Origin of the sequence: Maricaulis maris, from assembly GCF_036322705.1 — a bacterium.
GTDB classification, from domain to species: domain Bacteria; phylum Pseudomonadota; class Alphaproteobacteria; order Caulobacterales; family Maricaulaceae; genus Maricaulis; species Maricaulis maris_B.
On record NZ_AP027270.1, the window covers coordinates 700,779 to 718,485 of the forward strand.

The window sequence follows — 17,707 nt, forward strand, 5'->3', positions numbered from 1 at the left end:
TCCCTTGGGAGAAGGTGTCGCGGAGCGACGGATAAGGGGGATCAGCGCCGCTGCATCGGTGTCCTTAAAAGATGTCTATTCCCATCAATCGCCCCTTCGAGTCGAAATCCAGAACCACGTCATCACCCTCATATGCTCCGATAAGATCGCGAATTCTGATGGACTTGCTCACCACACCGGAGACGTCCCGACTTGGGTGGTCTGGCAGGTATAGATAAGCGGGACCGTCTTTCATCCCGGATAGATGAAACCTGTACGAGCTACTGAAAAGTGCCCGCAGTCGCATAAGTATACTAGAGAACATGAGTGGCCGTCCTATCGTCGACTAGGCTGAGGAATGCGGGCCAGCGCGTGTGCCGCCCCAAACACCACCCCAGCCCCACCTAGCCCCTATAAACCGACTTAGCCCAGCGGCGATGGACCCAGAACCATTGTTCCGGGGCCTGGCGGATTTCGCTTTCCACCCATTGATTGATTCGTGTGACCGTCTCGATGATGGCGGCGGACTTGTCGGGATTGATCGAGATCTCGATGGGGTCGTGCACTTCCACCCGGAAGCGCGCTCCGCTCATGCGGCGGATCGACAGGGGCAGGAGCGGGCAGCCATGGCGCATGGCGAGGCGTGTCGGGCCCGGTGCGGTCATTGACGGCAGGCCGAAGAAGGGCGCCTCGACCCCGTCATTCATCTTCTGGTCGTTCATCAGCGCCACCGCCTCGCCGGCCTTCAGCGCCTGCATCAGTGCCTTGGCGCCATCGCCGCCCTTGGCGGTCAGCGTCTTGACCCCGTAGCCAACGCGCATGTCGGTGATCCGTCGGTCGATCAGCGGGTTATTGGCCGGTCGATAGGTGATGTGGCAGGGCAGGCCGGTCCGGCTGAGGGCGGCTGCACCGATCTCCCAATTGGCCTGGTGCATCGAGATGATGACGGCCGGTTGGCCGGCATCGCGCAGGGCTTCGAGTTTTTCGCGACCGATAAACTCCACGCGCTCGTCGAACTCGGGCCCGGAGAAGACGCCCAGATGCGGCATCTCACCGGCGAGACGGCCGAAATTCTCCCACATCGCGCCGAGCAGGCGTTCGATCTCCGGCGCCGCGGCCTCGGGGAAGCAGCGCTGCATGTTGATGCGGGCCACCTTGTGCACCGGAAACAGTGGGCCGAGCTGGCGCAGCAAGGCACCGGCGGCGTCGGAGGCCTTGTCGATCCCCTTGATCTTGTACCAGCCGGCATAGGCATCCCAGGCGGCGGCTTCGAACCGCCAGCCGATCCGCGTCAGGGTCGAGGCATTGCGCTGGGCGTCTATCATGGATCGGATTTAGCCATCCTGAGCTTCGGCGTCCACGACGTCGCGCAACAGACCATCCAGGGCCCCCGGATTGGCGAAGACAGCGCGGACCGGCCAGGCGGTGATGCGTGAGCGCGCGTCGGCGGGCAGGCGCACCCAGTCCTTCTCGGTCGTGATCAGCTGCGCGTCATGGGCGGCGGCCAGCGCATCGAGATGGCGCAGATCACCGGCCGTGAAGGCATGATGATCGCCATAGACCGCGACTTCGCCCAGATCGCCCCCGGCGGCGACCAGCGCGTCGAAGAATTTCTGCGGCCGGCCGATGCCGGCAAAGGCGACCAGCTTGTCGGCCGGCGGTGGTGCCACAGGTTCCAGCCAAGCCCGGAAGACCGGGATTTGCAGATCGGCGAGGCCGAGACCGGCCCAATCCGGCTGGGTGTTGGCATCGGGCATCATCACGATTACCGCATCGGCGCGGGCGAGCCCCGCCCTGACCGGCTCCCGCAGCGGCCCGGCCGGGAAGATCGTGCCAGGGCCCCAGCCGGTCAGGCCGTCGACCACAATGATCGAGCAATCCTTGTGAAGGTCGGGGTTCTGGTGGCCGTCATCCATCAGCACGAGATCGACCCCGCCTGCCGCCTCGATCGCCTGGCCGCCCGCCGCGCGGTCACGCGCGATCCAGGCCTGGCCAGAGCGGGCCAGCAGCAGCGGCTCGTCGCCGACCTGGGCGGCGGTGTGGGCATGCGGGTCGACGCGCAGCGGTCCTCGCTCGCGTCCACCATAACCGCGCGACAGGGTGGCCGGGGTCAGGCCCATGTCGCAGAGACGGTGCATCAGGGTCTGGCTCACCGGGGTCTTGCCGGTGCCGCCAACGGTAAGATTACCGATGCAGACGACTTTCGGGGCAATGCGGACCGGGCTCGCCCTGCGGATGCGCCGGGCGACCGCGAAGGCATGGAGCCAGCCCAGGGGCGCCAGCAAGGCCCGCGCCAGCGCGCCGGACCCGCGACCGCCATCGGTGCGCCAGAAAGCCGGTTCCTTCATGCTGCGTCGCCCTCCGGTCGGGCCGGGTGGAGCAGGGCGCGGAGCGCCGACAGTGTGGTCTCAAGGGCGCCGCCGGAGGCTTCGTTGATGGCGCGTTCGGCGCTTGCCTTGCCCGGGGCCTTGGCCTGCCAGACCTGTTCGACGGCGGCCGCGAGACCGGCGGCATCCTCGACTTCCAGCATGGCGCCGTGACGCCGATAGGCGGTGTAAAGATCGTCGAAACTGTCGACATGAGGGCCGCTGATGACGCAGGCGCCGGCCTGGCTGGCCTCGATCGGGTTGTGACCGCCAATGCCCGGCTTGAGGCTGCCGGCGATCAGGGCCGCCGGTGCGAGGGCAAACCACAGACCCATTTCACCCAGTGTATCGGCGAGCCAGACCGTGTCCTGGCCGTCCGGGACCTCGCCCCTTGACCGCCGCGCGTGATGGAAGCCGCGCTGGCGCACCAGACCCGCCAGAGCATCGCCCCGCTCGGGGTGGCGCGGTGCCAGGATCAGCAGCGCGCCGGGATGGGTCTTGCGCAATAGCGCGTGGGCGGCGAGGACAAGGTCGTCCTCGCCATCATGCGTTGAGGCGGCCAACCAGACCGGGCGACCGGCAAGCGCGACTTTCAGGGCCGAGAGCTCGCGGGCATCGGGCGCCAGCGGGCGGGCTTCCAGCTTGAGATTGCCGGCCAGGATGATCTCGCGGCCGGTCAGGTCCTCCAGCCCGTCGCGGGTGCGGGTGTCTGCTGCCCCGATCCACTCGAAGCTTTCCAGCAGCGACCGCACACTGTCACCGCGCTTGCGCCAGCCGGCGAGGGAGGCGGCATTCATCCGCGCATTGACCAGGGCCATCGGAATGCCGCGCCTGCCGGCCTCGATCAGCAGGTTGGGCCAGAGCTCGGATTCGGCGAAGACGCCGAGATCAGGTTGCCAGTGGTCGAGAAAGCGCCGCACCGCGCCGGGTGTATCGACGGGAACATATTGATGCTTGGCCTGAGGCGGCAGCCGCTTCGCCATCAGGGCCGCGGACGTGAGGGTCCCGGTTGTGACGAGGAATTCCAGTTCCGGGTCGCGGGCGGCCAGCTTGTCGACCAGGGTCGCGAGGACCAGGCTTTCGCCGACACTGGCGCCGTGCAGCCAGATCAGCGTGCCATCGGGGCGCTTGATCGCCGGCCTGCCGAGGCGCTCATTGCGCCGGGTCGGGTCTTCCTTGCCGGCGCGGGCCCGCCGCGACAGGATGACGGGCAGGAGCGGGGCGGCGAGCCCGGTGAGCGCGCGGTAGACCTGAAGCGAGGCCGGCAGGCTCACGCGGACGCCCCCGGGCTGTCCGCCGTGTCTTCATGGATCTTGCCGGTTCCCGGCCGCAGCGCCTCATCGGGCAGGACAATTTCGCCCGCCACAGCCTGGTCGGCCTCGAGGGTCAGGGCGTTGAGCTGGTTTTCCAGGTTCAGCCGCGCCGCTTCCAGATCGGCCTGGCTGGCCCCTTTGGCGACATGGATCGGCTCGCCCCAGATGATGATCCCGCGGGTGAAGAAATGCGGCAGGCAATGGTGGTCCCAGGCCTTGTGCAACACGGTTTTGCGATGGGCGGACCAGGTGAAGGGCAGGATCGGGACGCCGGTATCGCGGGCCATGCGGATGGCGCCGAAGCCGGCCCGCATGCGTGGCCCGCGCGGTCCGTCCGGTGTCACCGCGCCGCAGCCGCCGGCCGTGAGGTGATTGACCATGGCCCGATAGGCCGCCTCGCCGCCCTTGGCCGCCCCGGGCTTGTTCGGATTCCGTGAGGAGCCGCGCACCACACCGACCTTGTACCAGCGCGCCAGCCGGCGGCCGATTTCGCCTTCGCGGGAACGCGAGGCCAGCGCGACCATGCGGTCCTTCTGGCGGGCCCAGCCATGCAGCGCCATCAGGACGCGGCCATGCCAGACGCACCCCAGGATCGGCTTGCGCTCGTCCCAGACCGAATTCACGTAGTCGGCGTTGCGATATTCCCAGCGCATGGAGCGTCGGACCAGCTCGATATAGAGCAGGACGAGGAAGGCGAGGACTTCCTGGGCCCAGGGCCGGGAGAGCAGGCGTTTCGTCATGATGGTCCCTAGCTCACCTCCGCCGGGCAAAAGGTCAAGCATGGCGCGCGGTTGCGTCAGGGGCGAGACCGGCCTAAATGCGCTGCCAGACGAAAGGCCCAGCATGCCCTATGACCTGAATGATCCGAAGGACCGCGAGCGCGCGTGGAAAGATTATCTGTGGAAGGATCACGGGATCCTGCGCCAGAAATTCCACAATATGCACGAGGTCGGCGGCGGCATGTGGCGCGCCAACCAGCCCTCGCCGGAGCGGCTGGAGCAGCTGGCGGCCGACGGTTTCAAGACCATTCTCAACATTCGCGGTACGCAGCCGGGTGTGTGCTATTACGATCTCGAGAAGGAGGCCTGCGAGCGTTTTGGCCTCGAGATGATCGACATGCCCTTCGGCTCACGCGAGGCGCCCCATGTCGATCGCATGCAGCGCGCCGTGAAGATTTTCGAGACGATCGAATATCCCGCCCTCATTCATTGCAAGTCGGGCGCTGACCGGGCCGGCATCATCTCCGTCCTCTACGCCCTGACCAAGCTCAACCTCCCCTATGAGGAGGCGATCACGCACTTGTCGCTGAAATACCTGCACGTCAAAGCCGGCAAGACCGGGGTGCTGGATTATTTCTTCGAATGTTATCGGGTCTACAATGAAGCCAACCCGATCGCCTTCATGGATTGGGTCGAAAACGTCTATGACCGGGATACGGTCCAGGCCGGCTTCATGTCGAGCTGGTGGGGCAACCTGCTGACGGAAAAGCTGCTTCGCCGCGAGTAATCCGGGTCGATTCTTTATGACCAGCGGATTCATCAGATATGACGACTCCTGCCACAGGATTGCGGCACATTAACCCTCGTTAACCACGTTCAGCGCCCCGGGCTCGGGGGGAGCGAAGGGAGAGGGGCACATGCCGGATCTGGCCATACGACTGGACTGCACGCAGGAGCGGTTGAACCGTCTCAATTTCCTGTTGTCCCGGGAATGTGGTCCGGCGTTTCTCGAGGCCTTCGTGAAGCAGACCGCCGAGGTTTTTGCCGCCGACCGGGTCTTCATTGCCCGTATCGATGCCACCCATTCGCGGATGCGCACGCTCAAGGTTTCCTGCGGCAGCGCACTGGTCGGCAATTACTGCTACGAACTGCGGGGCACGCCGTGCTCGGACGTGATGGCGGCTGGCGCAGACATTTTCGAGGACCACGTTGCCGCACGCTATCCGCGCGACTTCATGCTCGAGGAAATGGGCATGCGTGCCTATGTCGGCATGCCGCTCTATAACGGCGCCCAGTCGGTCGGGATTGTGGTCGCCATGTTCAAGCGCCCGGTCGATCTGGCTGACGAAGTCCTGTCCGTCTTTCATCACTATCGCCGGCGGCTGACCGGCGAGATCCTCGCCACGGAATCCGGCGACCGCGCCGAGTTGGCGATGAGGGGGACATCGGACGGTATCGTCGATCTCTGCCTCGAGACCGACCAGATCTACATCTCGGCCCGGGGCCGCGAACTTCTGGGTTATCAGCCCCGCGAATACACAGCCGCCGCAGACAGTTTCACCGCGCTGATCCACAGCGATGACCGCAAGCGCTTCCAGTCCGCCCTGAACGCGCACTTTCGCGCCGGTCGACCGTTCGACCTCACCGTCCGCCTGAAGGTGGTGGGCGGTCTGCATCGCTGGTTCCGCATGCGCGGCGAGGCGGTCCGGACCCCGGAGGGGGATCCGGTTCGCATGGTCGGCGCGATGACGGATATTCATGACCTCGTCGAAGCGCGCCAGCAGGCGACCGAGGCGAGTCGGGCCAAGTCGCGCTTCCTGGCAACGATGAGCCACGAAGTGCGCACACCGATGAATGGCGTTCTGGGCATGTCGGCGCTGCTGGCCACAACGGAGCTGGAACCGTCCCAGCGCGAGATGGTCAACCTGATCGAGGCGTCCGGACAATCGCTGCTGGCCATTCTCAACGACATCCTCGACCTCGCCAACATTGAGTCCGGCCGGTTCGAGATCGAGCAGGCGAGCTTCAATCCGGCCGAGCTGGTACGGACCGTTGCGGGGCCCTATCGCATGAAGGCGATGGAGCAGGGGTTGAAGCTGCACCTGGAAATCGATCCGGTCGCCGAGCGCGCAGTGGTCGGCGACCCGGCCCGTGTCCGTCAGATCCTGTCCAACCTGATTTCGAACGCCGTCAAGTTCACAGATCGCGGGGAGGTCCGCGTGCGCTGCCTGATGACGCAGACCGCCGACCGCACCCACGACGTCACTTTCGAGGTCGGTGACACCGGCATCGGCATGGATAGTGATCTCATGACCCGGATCTTCATGCCCTTCAGCCAGGGCGAGGCTGTGCTTCAGCGCAAGAATGGCGGTACCGGCCTGGGCCTGGCTATCGCCAAGAAGCTGGCCGAGCTGATGGGCGGCGATATTCGCGTTGAAAGCGCGCCGGGGGCGGGGTCCAAATTTACCGTTACCCTGCCGGCTGCGGGTCGGCGCAGCGAACATGTGCAGGCTCAGCTGGCCTGATCACCCGCCGACAGGGCCCGGGCGCTAGGCGCCGAACTGCATGCGGCAGAGCCGGGCATAGAGGCCGTCGCGGGCGACCAGATCGTCATGGCGGCCTTCCTCGGCGATGCGACCGCCATCAAGCACATAGATCCAGTCGGCCTGGCGCACCGTCGACAATCGGTGGGCGATCACGAGACTGGTCCGACCTTCCGACAGGCGTTCCAGGGCGGCCTGAACACGCTGCTCCGATTCCGTGTCGAGGGCGCTGGTCGCTTCATCCAGCAGCAGGATCGGCGCATCCTTCAGGATCGCGCGGGCGATCGACAGGCGCTGGCGCTGGCCGCCCGACAGATTGCTGCCGCGCGGGCCAACCGGACTGTCATAGCCACCCGGCAGTGCCATGATGAAGTCATGCGCATCGGCGGCCTTGGCCGCGGCGATGATGGCGGCCCCGTCGGCATCGAGGTCCCCGAAACCGATATTGGCACGCACACTGTCGTCGAACAGCGTCACATCCTGGCTGACCAGCGCCATGGTGGCGCGCAGCGAGGATAGTGACACGGCCCGGATATCAGTGTCGTCAATCGCGATCGAGCCCGACTGGACGTCGTAGAGGCGGGGCAGGAGATTGAGCAGGGTCGACTTGCCGGAGCCCGATGGGCCAACGAGGGCGATGGTCTGGCCCGGCTCGGCCTTCAGCGTGATATCGCTCAGCGCAACCGACCCGTCCGGATAGGCAAAGCTGACACCGGCGAGCGCCAGAGCGCCGGATTTGACCTCAAGAGCCGGCGCATCCAGTGCAGCGGTCACGGTTTCATCGGTGTCGAGTATGACGAAAACGCGCTCGAGGACCGCAAAGCCTTCCTGGACGACGGCGTTCAATGTTCCGAGCGCCCGGATGGCCGGCGAGATCACGCCGATCCCGGTCAAAACGCCGATGATATTGCCCAGCGAGGTCTCGCCCTCCAGCATTCGCCAGCCAGCAAAGGCGACCAGTCCGGCAAAGGCCAGCCCGCCGACCACTTCGAGGATCGGATCGACGCGGGCCTTGTTCTCGGTGATCTTCAGCAGGAAGCGCAGACGGTCGGCGAAGGATTGACGCGCGCGCTCGCCCTCATAGTCCTCAAGCCCATAGGTCTTGACCATGCGGGCGCCGGAGAAGCTTTCCTCGAGCTGGCTGGTGACCTCGCCCATCTGGGCCTGGGCCTGTGATGAGGTCTTGCGCAGGCGCTGGCCAATCCGGATCACCGGCCAGGCGGCGATCGGATAGACCACCAGGATCAGCAGCGACAGCATCCAGTCGAGGCTCAACATGACGCCGATCGTGATGATCACGGTCAGCACGTCGCGCATCAGGTTGTTGGAGAGACGGACGATCGTCTCGCGTAACAGGGTGATGTCATTGGTGAAGCGCGAGACCAGTGAGCCGGTGCCCTCGGCCTGCAGCCGGGCGAAATCAGCCCGGACCAGCTTGGCGAACATGGCGTTCTGCAGGTCCTGCATCACGTTCAGCGCGAGCCGGTTGGTCTGCACGGTCTGCAGATAGAGGCTGACGCCGCGAATTGTTGCCAAACCGACGACCGCCAGCGGGGCCAGCGGGAAGAAGTCGGCGGCGCCGGTATTCAGCTTGTCGAAGGTCCAGGCAATCACACCGGCATAGGAAGCCGCAGCCCCGGCCGTGATGGCCGACAGGATGAGGGCCAGCACGACAAGGCCGGGCCGCCGCCACAGCCAGTCACGCCACAGCCGTTTGCCAAGCGCAGCGGTCGAGGCCGGTTTGGCCTCGTCGGCGTTCGCCGGGCCGGAGTGTGCCGGGTCTGTCACGCCGCGTGTCGGACCCTAGCCGTCCTTCTTCTCGGTCGAGGGATCGAGAAGCTTGTGGGCGTGGATGATGAAATAACGCATATGGGCATTGTCGACCGTGCGCTGGGCCGCGCCTTTCCAGGCCGCGCGGGCTTCGGCATAGTTGCCGAATGCGCCGACAAAGTCGACGGCGTCGAGATCCTTGAATTCGCAGTTCTGCGGGTCGACGCAGGCCAGCTCGCCACCGATCACGAGGTGCAGCAGCTGGTTGTTGATCTTGGTTTCGGTCATGCCGGGCTCCTTGGGTTGGGCTGTCCGGGACGGGCCTAGAGGCCGCCGATGGACATGGCGTCCACAAATACGCTGGGGGCGTTAACAGATCCCCGAAATTCCAGATCACTGCCCGGAATGAGACGGGCATAGATGTCGATCAGATTGCCGGCGACGGTGATTTCGCTGACCGGATGGTCGATCTGGCCATCGGCGATGCGATAGCCGGAGACCCCGACCGACCAGTCACCGGTATTGGAATTCAGCGACGGGCCGAACATTTCCATGACCAGGACACCCTCCTTGATCCCGCCAATCAGATCGTCGCGGCTGGTCGAACCGGCTTCCATGTGGAAATTGGTCGGACCGGCACCGGGCGAGCCGCCCATATTGCGGCGGGCATGGCCGGTCGGCGCCATGTCGAGCTGGCGCGCGGCGGCGGAGTTCAGGAACCAGGTGGTCAGTCGGCCATCCTCGATTATGGCGCTGCGCTGATTGACCGTGCCTTCACCATCAAAGGGTGAGGAGGCATGGCCCCAGGCCCGGTGCGGATCGTCAATCACGGTGATGCCCGGCGCAAAGATCTGTTCGCCGAGCTTGTCGCGCAGGAAGGAGACGCCGCGGGCAACGGCCGGTCCGGAAATGGCCCCGGCCAGCGATCCGATAAAGGTCGTGGCGACGCGGCGATCAAAGACCACCGGCATCACGCCCGAGCCGAGCTTTTTCGGTCCGACCCGGCGGGCGGCCCGTTCACCGGCTTCGCGGCCGATCTCGACGCGGTCGCGCAGGTCGGCGCGGCGGCGGGCGCTGGTGGCGGCATAGTCGCGCTCCATGGCGCCGTCCTTGCCGGCGATCACGCTGGCGCCATAGCCGAAGACGCTCTTCTTCCAGCCGGCATTGAAGCCGGTGGAGGTGGCGTAGGCGGCGGCGCCCTGTCCGGACGAGGCAAAGGCCGCGTCGGTCATGGTCACGCCTTCGACGGCGCGGGCGGCGTTCTCAATGGCGAGCGCCGTTTCCTCGAGCTCTTCCGGTGACCATTCGCCGGCCTCGAACTGGTCGATCACCGGCGGTGTCTTGCACAGGCGCTCAGGGTCTGCCAGCGCGGCATAGGGGTCTTCCGGCGCAGCGCGGGCCATGGTCACGGCACGGCCAATCGTGAAGTCGCGTCCTTTTTCCGACAGGTCGGAGAAGGCGACGCCGGCATGGCGCTTGCCGACAAAGACCCGCAGACCCGCATCCAGTGTTTCCGACCGGCCGATATCCTCCAGCTTGCCGTCGCGCACCGAGAGCTCGGTTTCACGCGACTCGGCGACCGAGGCTTCGGCGCTGTCGGCGCCGGCTTTCAGCGCGCGGGCAACAAGGTCGGCTGCGATCTCTTGCAGGGCGGCGGGGTCGGGGGCTTTGAAGGTCTGTGTCATGCAAGCGCTATAGCCCCGCGAGGCCCCGCCGGGCAATGGCTCAACTGATGGCCGTCCAGATCAGGAAGCCCGAGCCGACAATCAGCGCCACCCAGGTGAGCAACGTGCCGACGGCACGACCAAACGAGGTCCCTGACGAGGTCGACAACCCCCAGGCATGCAGGACCCGGCTGAGCGTCAGCGTGATGCCGATGCCGTGCACGACCAGGATCGGGGCGCTGGACAGGGCGAGCGCGCCGATAATGATCAGGCCGACGGGGACGTACTCGATGGCATTGCCGTGAACGCGGCAGGCCCGCTCGAGCGCTTCATCGCCGCCGGTCCCGAAGCCGACCTTGGCGCGCTGGCGGTGGCGCACGACGTTGAAGGCGAGAGCCATGAGCAAAAGCCCGTTGATCCCGGTGTAGAGTGCAAAGGCGTCGATAGCGGTCATGGTGTCTCCCCCGTCTGACCGGCCCGGTTGTCCGGGCCTATTCTGTTTCTGCCGGTTCCTTGGTCGCCTGGCGGATGGCGTCGGCCAGTACGGCCGGCTCCTGGGCGCCGGACACGGCAAAGCGTCCGTTGAAAATATAAGTGGGCACGCCCGACACGCCGAGCTTGCGATAGAACAGCTCTTCTTCCCAGACGGCTTTCTCGTCGCGGTCGGTGGCCAGGAGGTCTGCGGTCACGGTGCGGTCCAGTCCGGCATCGCCCGCCAGCTCTGCCAGCGTATCGCGATCACCGATATTGCGGCCCTGCGAGAAGAAGGCCGCGAACAGGGCCTCCGCCATCGCGTCGGCCTTGCCCTGACCGCCGGCCCATTTCATCAGCCGGTGCGCATCGAGCGTATTGGGGCGCTGGGTGATCTCGTCAAAGCGAAACTCGATCCCGGCGGCCGGTCCGGCCTGCTCGAGATGATCGCGCATCATTTTCCAGCGACCCGAGGCTTCGGCGCCGGAGAATTTCTCGCGCATGTAGTCCTTGTAGGGTCGGCCTTCGCGGGCCAGCGTCGGATCAAGCTGATAGGGTCGCCAGATCGTTTCCACCTTGATCTTCGGCGTCAGCTTGAGCGCCGCATCCCAATGGCGCTTCCCGAGCCAGCACCAGGGGCAGACGAGGTCGGAAACGATATCAACGGTCACGGTATGGGTCATGACCCCGATTTAGGCATGTTCTCCGGAAAATGCGAGACTTGTTGCCGCGAGTGGGACGGATCGTCCCGATAGCCGGTTCGTCATCCCCCCGGCTTGGACGCCAGGCCATCGCGGGCCTGATACAGGGGGGATGACGCCCACCGGCCACCCACCGACCGGAAGTCGGGCTAGACCGTGATGTCCAGCAATCTGTCCGTCATCTCGCTTGCCGTTCGCGCCACCAGGGCCGAGGCCGACTGGGCCTGCTCGGCCTTCTTCAGGGCGACCACGGACTGGATGATGTCCTCGCCCTTCGCGGCATTGTTGACCAGCTGGCGCGCAGCCTCCCCGGCGTTGGATTGCGCGGTCAGCATGCCTGAAACGGCGGTATTGAAGGCGATGTTCATGTCCCAAGGATAGCGCCTCGCAGGCCCAGGGCTGAGCGAAGAGTGTGGGTAGGGTTAAGGCGCGGTAACCGGCGGGCTTCGGCGTGGGGTCGGGCGGACTGGACCGGATGTCCGTCCCGCGGGACGCGGGCTTGTCTGTTCCCGCTATTGGCTGGACGGGCCGTGTGGGACAAGGTCGTCATCAATCAACGGCCACAGGAAGGTGCCACATCATCATGACCAACGCGTCCACCCCGACTCTCAAGGTTGAGTTCGAACTGTCTGAAACCGATCTCGCCTTTTTCCGGGATCGTCTCGAGACGGCGCGTGCCGACCAGGCTGATCTGGATGAAAGCCGGATCACGGCCGGTGTGGCGGACATGATCGCCAAGGCCCTGGCCGCCAATCCGCCGGAATTCGTCAAGACCCGCCTGCGTCAGCTCGGCCCGCTCGTCGCCATGCTCGATGACGCGGACTGGAATCTGGAAGGCGAGGACCGCGAGCGTGTGCTCAATGCGCTGGCCTATTTCGCGGACCCGGAAGACCTCATTCCCGATGCCACGCCGGGCATTGGCTATATCGATGATGCAATCATGATCGAACTGGTCTCCGCTGGCCTGGCACCTGAACTTGAGGCCTATTCCGATTTCGTCGCTCACCGTGAGGATCTGGCGAAAAAGGATGCGGCGCCCAAGCCGCCGCTCGAGGAAGTCCGGACGGTCATGCAGGACCGCATGCGTCGCCGTCGTGGCCGCGCCAAGGCGGGTGGCCTGTGGTCGCACTCGACCGTGATCCGTCACTACTTCTGACGACCAATATGCCGGACTGCCCGGCATCCTCCCTCAACCGGGCAGAACGCACAGCGTGATCCGGGCGGTCAGACCGCCCGGATTGCCGGCTGTCTGGATTTGAGGAATGTCGCCACGCCGCGCGCCGCCTGACGGATACGCTGCTCATTCTCGACCAGGGCCAGGCGCACGAAGCCCTCGCCATGCTCGCCAAAGCCGATGCCGGGCGCAACCGCCACGTGGGCCTCTTCCATCAGTTTTTTGGAAAACTCGAGCGAGCCCATCTCCTCGCAGCCGCGCGGCAGGGGTGCCCAAGCAAACATAGAGGCTTCCGGCGACGGAATCGGCCAGCCGGCCCGGCCAAAGCTCTCCACCAGAACATCGCGGCGGTGCTTGTAGATCGCTCGCGTCTCGTCAACGCAGTCCTGCGGTCCGTCGAGTGCGGCACAGGCGGCGACCTGCACCGGCGTGTAGGCACCGTAGTCGAGATAGGATTTGACGCGGGCGAGCGCGCTCACCAGGCGCTGCGAACCCGTTGCGAAACCGACCCGGAAACCGGCCATGGAGTAGGTCTTGGACATCGAGGTGAACTCGATCGTGCGCGCCTTGGCGCCTTCGACCTGCAGCATGGACGGGGTCGGCTCGTCACCGAAATAGATCTCCGAATAGGCCAGGTCGGACAGGATGAAGAGGTCGTGCTCTTCGGCGAAGGCGACCACCCGCTTGTAGAAGTCCAGCGAGGCGGTCTGTGCGGTGGGGTTGGAGGGATAACACACCACCACGGCTATCGGTTTGGGTACGGTGTAACACGCCGCATGCTCCAGCCCGCGCAGATACTCGTCCGGCGACGGGGCGTGGACATGGCGGATCGTGCCGCCGGCAATCAGAAATCCGAAGGTATGGATCGGATAGGAGGGCGAGGGGGCGAGGATGACGTCACCGGGGGCGGTGATCGCCTGGGCGAGGTTGGCAAAGCCCTCCTTCGAACCCAGCGTCACGATGACCTCGCTGTCCGGGTCCAGATCGACATCAAAGCGCCGCTTGTAATAGCGAGCCTGGGCCTTGCGCAGGCCCGGGATACCGCGCGAGGCGGAATAGCCGTTGGCGCGCGGCTTCTCCGTCGTTTCCCGCAGCTTGGCGAGAATGTGCGGCGGTGTCGGCAGGTCCGGATTGCCCATGCCGAAATCGATGATGTCAGCGCCATTGGCCCGCAATTTGGCCTTCAGGCGATTGACTTCTTCGAAAACATAAGGGGGAAGGCGCTTGGTGCGGTGAAATTCCATCGTTAAATCCGGCGTATTCGAACTTTGTCCCATAAAACGCGGTCTGCTCCCGACCCGCAAGAGGCTAGACCCAGCACATGGCGGGAATTGGCAGGCAAATCGGCGGATTTGCGGCACCGCCCGGCTGCACCGTCCGTGGGCCGGGTCACTGAAAACGCTCGCCAATTCCCTGCGACCTGTCATAGGCTCTGCAAGAGGCCGGGGAGGGCTGACCATGTTTCAATCAATGATGACACCGATTTTGGCGCTGGTGTGCTGGACGCTGGTGATGTGGCTGTGGATGTACGCGACGCGTATTCCGGCGATGCAGAAGGCCGGGATCGATCCCGCCACCGCGAAAGACAAGTCGGTGATGGACAAGCTGCCGATGGAAGTCCGGCGCATCGCGGACAATTACAATCACCTGCACGAGCAGCCGGTCATCTTCTACGCCCTGGTGCTCTACTCGCACCTGGTCGGTGTCTCGGACGAGTTCAACATCATGCTGGCCTGGGCCTATGTGCTGATCCGCGTGGTCCATTCACTGATTCAGTGCCTGTGGAACTTCATCCCGATGCGCTTTCTGGTCTTCGCGCTGGGCTCGATCGTGCTGATCATCATGGCCGTGCGCAACGTGATGGCCGTGCTGGCCTGAGCCCGTCCGTGACAGCGGCTCAGGATTTTCAACGTCCGCGCTTGGTGCTAACGGAGCGACATGCACGCACCCGAAGCCAGACTCGCCCAAGTGATCGACCGGTTCGACCAGGTGGAAGCCCGCCTGGGCGCCGCCGCCGATCCCGATGAAATCGTCAAGCTCTCCAAGGAGCATGCCGAGCTGAAGCCCGTGGCCGAAAAGGCCAATGCGCTGAAGGCGGCCCGCGCCGAGCTTGCCGACCTTGCCGAGATGATGGAGGGGGGCGACGCCGAGATGGCCGACATGGCGCGTGAGGAGTATTACGCGCTCAAGGAACGCCTGCCCGACCTTGAGCACGCGATGAGCCTGATGCTGCTGCCCAAGGACAAGGACGACAGCGCCAATGCCATGATCGAGATCCGGGCCGGGACGGGTGGCGATGAAGCCGCCATTTTCGCCGGCAATCTCTATGGCATGTATCAGCGCTATGCCCAGCTCCAGGGCTGGACATGGGAGCTGGTCTCGGCCTCTGAGGGTGAGCATGGCGGCTACAAGGAAGTGGTCGCGGCAATCTCCGGCAATGGCGTGTTCGGTCGCCTCAAATTCGAGAGCGGCGTGCACCGTGTGCAACGCGTGCCGGCAACCGAGAGTCAGGGCCGCATCCACACCTCGGCGGCGACCGTGGCGATCATGGCGCAGCCGGAAGATATCGATATCGAGCTCAATATGAGCGAGGTCCGGGTCGATACAATGCGCGCCTCCGGTGCAGGCGGCCAGCACGTCAACAAGACCGACAGCGCCGTGCGCATGACCCATATCCCGACCGGCCTTGTGGTGGTCTGCCAGGAGAAGTCCCAGCACCAGAACCGGGCCCGGGCCCAGGAATTGCTGAAGGCCAAGCTCTACGACATGCAGCGTGAGGCCGCGGCCGCTGAGCGGGCCGCCGAACGCAAGGGCCAGATCGGCTCCGGCGATCGCTCCGAGCGGATCCGCACCTATAACTATCCGCAGGGCCGGGTCTCCGACCACCGCATCAACCTGACCCTATACAAGCTCGACGACATTGTTGCCGGTGACGGTCTGGACGAGGTCGTCACCGCCCTGATCTCCGAAGACCAGGCGGCTCGCCTCGCAGCACTCGAAGACAACGCTTGAGGCCGGCCATGACCGGGCCCTTTGACAAGCTGGTCGATGCGGCGCGGTCGGGATTTGATACGGCCGATCACAAACCGCTCCTGCAGGCTTGGCAGGGTCTCGCCCTGGCGCAGATCCGGGCTGACCTCGTCGCCCGTCTTCTGGCGGCCGGTATTGATGAGGCAGCAGACGAGGCGCGCTTTCTCCTCAACCATGTCCTGGCTCCCGCCAGCCTGGCCCAGGCACTGGCCGATCCTGCGCTCTTTTCCTGGCAGCAGGCCGAGCAGCTGGCCGCCTTGTCCTGGCGCCGGCTGGCGCGTGTGCCGCTGTCCCAGCTTCTGGGCAGCCAGCCATTCTGGACGCTGGACCTCGTTGTGACACCGGACGTTCTGACCCCGCGCGCCGATACCGAAGCCCTTGTCGACGCTGTGCTGGCCGAGGCAGGCCCGGAGGCGGCCTTCCTGGTCGATCTCGGCACCGGTTCGGGCGCCATCCTGCTCGCCCTTTTGTCCGAGCGGCCGGCCTGGACCGGGTTGGGTGTCGACCTGTCTGAGGCGGCGCTCGCCGTCGCCGGCCGCAATATCGACCGCTACCAGCTGACGAATCGGGCATGCCTTGCCCAAGGCCGCTGGGGAGAGGGGCTGGCCGACGGTTCGGTCGATATCCTGGTCTCCAACCCGCCCTATATCGTCTCCGACGTCCTCGCCGGACTTGATCCGGAGGTGCGCGATCACGAGCCGGCTTTGGCGCTCGATGGCGGCGCGGACGGGCTCGACGCCTATCGTCCCATCATCGCGGATTTGCCGCGCCTGCTCAGGCCGGACGGCCTGTTTGCGCTGGAGATCGGCTATGATCAGGGCGCGAGTGTCAGTGCGCTGGCGCGTGCGGCCGGCCTGCAGGATGTACGCGTGAAGCCGGACCTTGCCGGGCAGGACCGGGTGGTCATTGGCCGCGGGTCCGGTCGTGCGGATTCCGCTGACGGCTAAAAGGGCTTGGAATGACCGGCCTCGCAGTCTAGGGTCCGATCCAAGGCAAGTGGATCGCGCCAGTACCGGGGGTCTCGCGCGGCCGGATGAGCCACTTGCCATTATCCGGTCAATTCGATGGATCCCCACGGTATCAGCGCACAGGCTTGCACCTGCGAATGCACCGCCAAGCCCGAAGTAAGATTTGCATCGCTGTTGAACAGGATTTAGGCGAGATGAAGCGTCAACGTGGTCGAGGACGTAAGCCCGGCAATTCCGCGAACCGTAGCTATCAGAGCAATGGTCCGGAGGTTAAGATCAACGGCAATGCGTCCCAGATCTATGACAAGTATCTCCAGCTGGCTCGCGACGCATCGTCGGCCGGTGACCGTGTGCGGGCGGAGAATCTCTACCAGCACGCCGAACACTATCTGCGCGTCCTTCAGCTGACCCAGCCCAAGCGTGATCCGAGTCAGGATGACGATAATGGCGGTTATGACGGCGATGATGATGACGGCTACCAGGGCAATCACAGCGAACGCCAGTCGCGCGAGCGCCGGGATCAGCAGGAACGTCGTGATCGCGGTGACCGCAACGATCGCAATGACCGCAATGATCAGGGCGATAATCGCGACAGCCGGGACAATCGTGAGACCCGCGAACCCCGCGAACCCCGTGAAAACCGCGAACCGCGTGAACCGCGCCGTGGCCGTAACCCGCGCAATCGCGGGTCCAGCGACCGCGAGCCGCGCGAGCCCCAGGATGATCCGCTCGGTGTGGTGACCCCGGAAGGCGATTCGGGTTCCTCGAACAAACAGGCCGAAGCGCCGGTAGAGAGCGATGCCGGCGGAGCCGAGCCCAGCCGTCGCACGCGTCGCCCGCGCCGGACCAAGGCCGAGATGGAAGCCGCCCGTGCGGCCGAAGCCGCACTGAAAAATGCCTCGGCCTCGGCTGATGAAGGCGGGTCTGACAAGACCGGTGGTGACGGGTCGGAAACCGAGGCCGCCTAGGCCGGGATTGGCGTCCAGCCAGATTGGAATTGGGGATGGCC

At 65.1% G+C, this 17,707-nt stretch carries 19 protein-coding genes; 7 read left to right on the forward strand and 12 right to left on the reverse strand.

Going from position 1 to position 17,707, the window contains the following annotated elements; translation table 11 throughout:
• Nucleotides 1-64: 64 nt before the first annotated feature.
• The 5 genes from AAA969_RS15070 to AAA969_RS03135 form a co-directional block, all read right to left on the reverse strand.
• Nucleotides 65-304 carry a DUF2283 domain-containing protein gene (locus AAA969_RS15070; protein WP_425324986.1) on the reverse strand — a complete coding sequence of 80 codons (240 nt, stop codon included), beginning with the start codon at nt 302-304 and terminating at the stop codon, nt 65-67.
• Between the two features lie 79 nt (nt 305-383).
• Complete coding sequence (locus AAA969_RS03120; RefSeq protein ID WP_338243525.1) at nt 384-1,304, reverse strand: lysophospholipid acyltransferase family protein; 921 nt, start codon at nt 1,302-1,304, stop codon at nt 384-386.
• A gap of 9 nt (nt 1,305-1,313) precedes the next feature.
• Nucleotides 1,314-2,327 (reverse strand): tetraacyldisaccharide 4'-kinase, encoded by a 1,014-nt coding sequence (gene lpxK, locus AAA969_RS03125; protein ID WP_338243527.1) that lies wholly within the window; start codon nt 2,325-2,327, stop codon nt 1,314-1,316.
• Complete coding sequence (locus AAA969_RS03130; RefSeq protein ID WP_338243529.1) at nt 2,324-3,619, reverse strand: 3-deoxy-D-manno-octulosonic acid transferase; 1,296 nt, start codon at nt 3,617-3,619, stop codon at nt 2,324-2,326. The genes lpxK and AAA969_RS03130 overlap by 4 nt, the downstream gene beginning before the upstream one ends.
• Nucleotides 3,616-4,398 carry a lysophospholipid acyltransferase family protein gene (locus tag AAA969_RS03135; RefSeq protein ID WP_338243531.1) on the reverse strand — a complete coding sequence of 261 codons (783 nt, stop codon included), beginning with the start codon at nt 4,396-4,398 and terminating at the stop codon, nt 3,616-3,618. Before AAA969_RS03135 ends, AAA969_RS03130 begins: the two co-directional genes overlap by 4 nt.
• A gap of 103 nt (nt 4,399-4,501) precedes the next feature.
• Between AAA969_RS03135 and AAA969_RS03140 the strand changes: the two genes are divergently transcribed.
• Together AAA969_RS03140 and AAA969_RS03145 are read left to right on the forward strand one after the other, a co-directional pair.
• On the forward strand, nt 4,502-5,164 hold the full coding sequence (locus AAA969_RS03140) for a fused DSP-PTPase phosphatase/NAD kinase-like protein (protein WP_338243533.1): 663 nt from the start codon (nt 4,502-4,504) through the stop codon (nt 5,162-5,164).
• Between the two features lie 130 nt (nt 5,165-5,294).
• Complete coding sequence (locus tag AAA969_RS03145) at nt 5,295-6,902, forward strand: GAF domain-containing sensor histidine kinase (protein ID WP_338243535.1); 1,608 nt, start codon at nt 5,295-5,297, stop codon at nt 6,900-6,902.
• 24 nt (nt 6,903-6,926) lie between these two features.
• On the opposite strand, the gene AAA969_RS03150 is transcribed toward AAA969_RS03145, so the two are convergent.
• The 6 genes from AAA969_RS03150 to AAA969_RS03175 all read right to left on the reverse strand — a co-directional run bounded on the left by AAA969_RS03150 (nt 6,927) and on the right by AAA969_RS03175 (nt 11,894).
• The gene (locus AAA969_RS03150) at nt 6,927-8,708 is read right to left on the reverse strand and encodes an ABC transporter ATP-binding protein (protein WP_338243537.1); all 1,782 of its coding nucleotides are present in this window, start codon (nt 8,706-8,708) and stop codon (nt 6,927-6,929) included.
• Between the two features lie 15 nt (nt 8,709-8,723).
• On the reverse strand, nt 8,724-8,978 hold the full coding sequence (locus tag AAA969_RS03155) for a DUF4170 domain-containing protein (protein ID WP_338243539.1): 255 nt from the start codon (nt 8,976-8,978) through the stop codon (nt 8,724-8,726).
• A gap of 35 nt (nt 8,979-9,013) precedes the next feature.
• The gene (locus tag AAA969_RS03160) at nt 9,014-10,375 is read right to left on the reverse strand and encodes a TldD/PmbA family protein (protein ID WP_338243541.1); all 1,362 of its coding nucleotides are present in this window, start codon (nt 10,373-10,375) and stop codon (nt 9,014-9,016) included.
• Nucleotides 10,376-10,415: 40 nt separating this feature from the next.
• A complete protein-coding gene (locus AAA969_RS03165) occupies nt 10,416-10,808 on the reverse strand; it encodes an MAPEG family protein (RefSeq protein WP_338243543.1) in 393 nt (130 codons plus the stop codon).
• A 37-nt stretch (nt 10,809-10,845) separates the two neighbouring features.
• Nucleotides 10,846-11,508 (reverse strand): DsbA family oxidoreductase, encoded by a 663-nt coding sequence (locus AAA969_RS03170; protein ID WP_338243545.1) that lies wholly within the window; start codon nt 11,506-11,508, stop codon nt 10,846-10,848.
• Nucleotides 11,509-11,675: 167 nt separating this feature from the next.
• Nucleotides 11,676-11,894 carry a hypothetical protein gene (locus tag AAA969_RS03175; protein WP_338243547.1) on the reverse strand — a complete coding sequence of 73 codons (219 nt, stop codon included), beginning with the start codon at nt 11,892-11,894 and terminating at the stop codon, nt 11,676-11,678.
• Between the two features lie 215 nt (nt 11,895-12,109).
• Between AAA969_RS03175 and AAA969_RS03180 the strand changes: the two genes are divergently transcribed.
• Nucleotides 12,110-12,682 carry a YkvA family protein gene (locus AAA969_RS03180; protein ID WP_338243549.1) on the forward strand — a complete coding sequence of 191 codons (573 nt, stop codon included), beginning with the start codon at nt 12,110-12,112 and terminating at the stop codon, nt 12,680-12,682.
• Nucleotides 12,683-12,750: 68 nt separating this feature from the next.
• Here the strand turns inward: AAA969_RS03180 and AAA969_RS03185 are convergent, their stop codons facing one another.
• Nucleotides 12,751-13,944 carry an LL-diaminopimelate aminotransferase gene (locus tag AAA969_RS03185; protein WP_338243551.1) on the reverse strand — a complete coding sequence of 398 codons (1,194 nt, stop codon included), beginning with the start codon at nt 13,942-13,944 and terminating at the stop codon, nt 12,751-12,753.
• Between the two features lie 214 nt (nt 13,945-14,158).
• Here AAA969_RS03185 and AAA969_RS03190 point away from each other — a divergent pair, with 214 nt between their 5' ends.
• From AAA969_RS03190 to AAA969_RS03205, 4 genes are all read left to right on the forward strand, one after another.
• Nucleotides 14,159-14,578, forward strand: a complete 420-nt coding sequence (locus tag AAA969_RS03190) for an MAPEG family protein (RefSeq protein WP_338243553.1) — start codon at nt 14,159-14,161, stop codon at nt 14,576-14,578.
• Nucleotides 14,579-14,638: 60 nt separating this feature from the next.
• Nucleotides 14,639-15,712, forward strand: coding sequence for a peptide chain release factor 1 (gene prfA / locus AAA969_RS03195; RefSeq protein ID WP_338243555.1), 1,074 nt, complete (start codon nt 14,639-14,641; stop codon nt 15,710-15,712).
• Between the two features lie 8 nt (nt 15,713-15,720).
• Nucleotides 15,721-16,677, forward strand: a complete 957-nt coding sequence (gene prmC, locus AAA969_RS03200; protein WP_338243558.1) for a peptide chain release factor N(5)-glutamine methyltransferase — start codon at nt 15,721-15,723, stop codon at nt 16,675-16,677.
• A gap of 215 nt (nt 16,678-16,892) precedes the next feature.
• A complete protein-coding gene (locus AAA969_RS03205; RefSeq protein ID WP_338243560.1) occupies nt 16,893-17,666 on the forward strand; it encodes a DUF4167 domain-containing protein in 774 nt (257 codons plus the stop codon).
• Nucleotides 17,667-17,707: the final 41 nt, after the last annotated feature.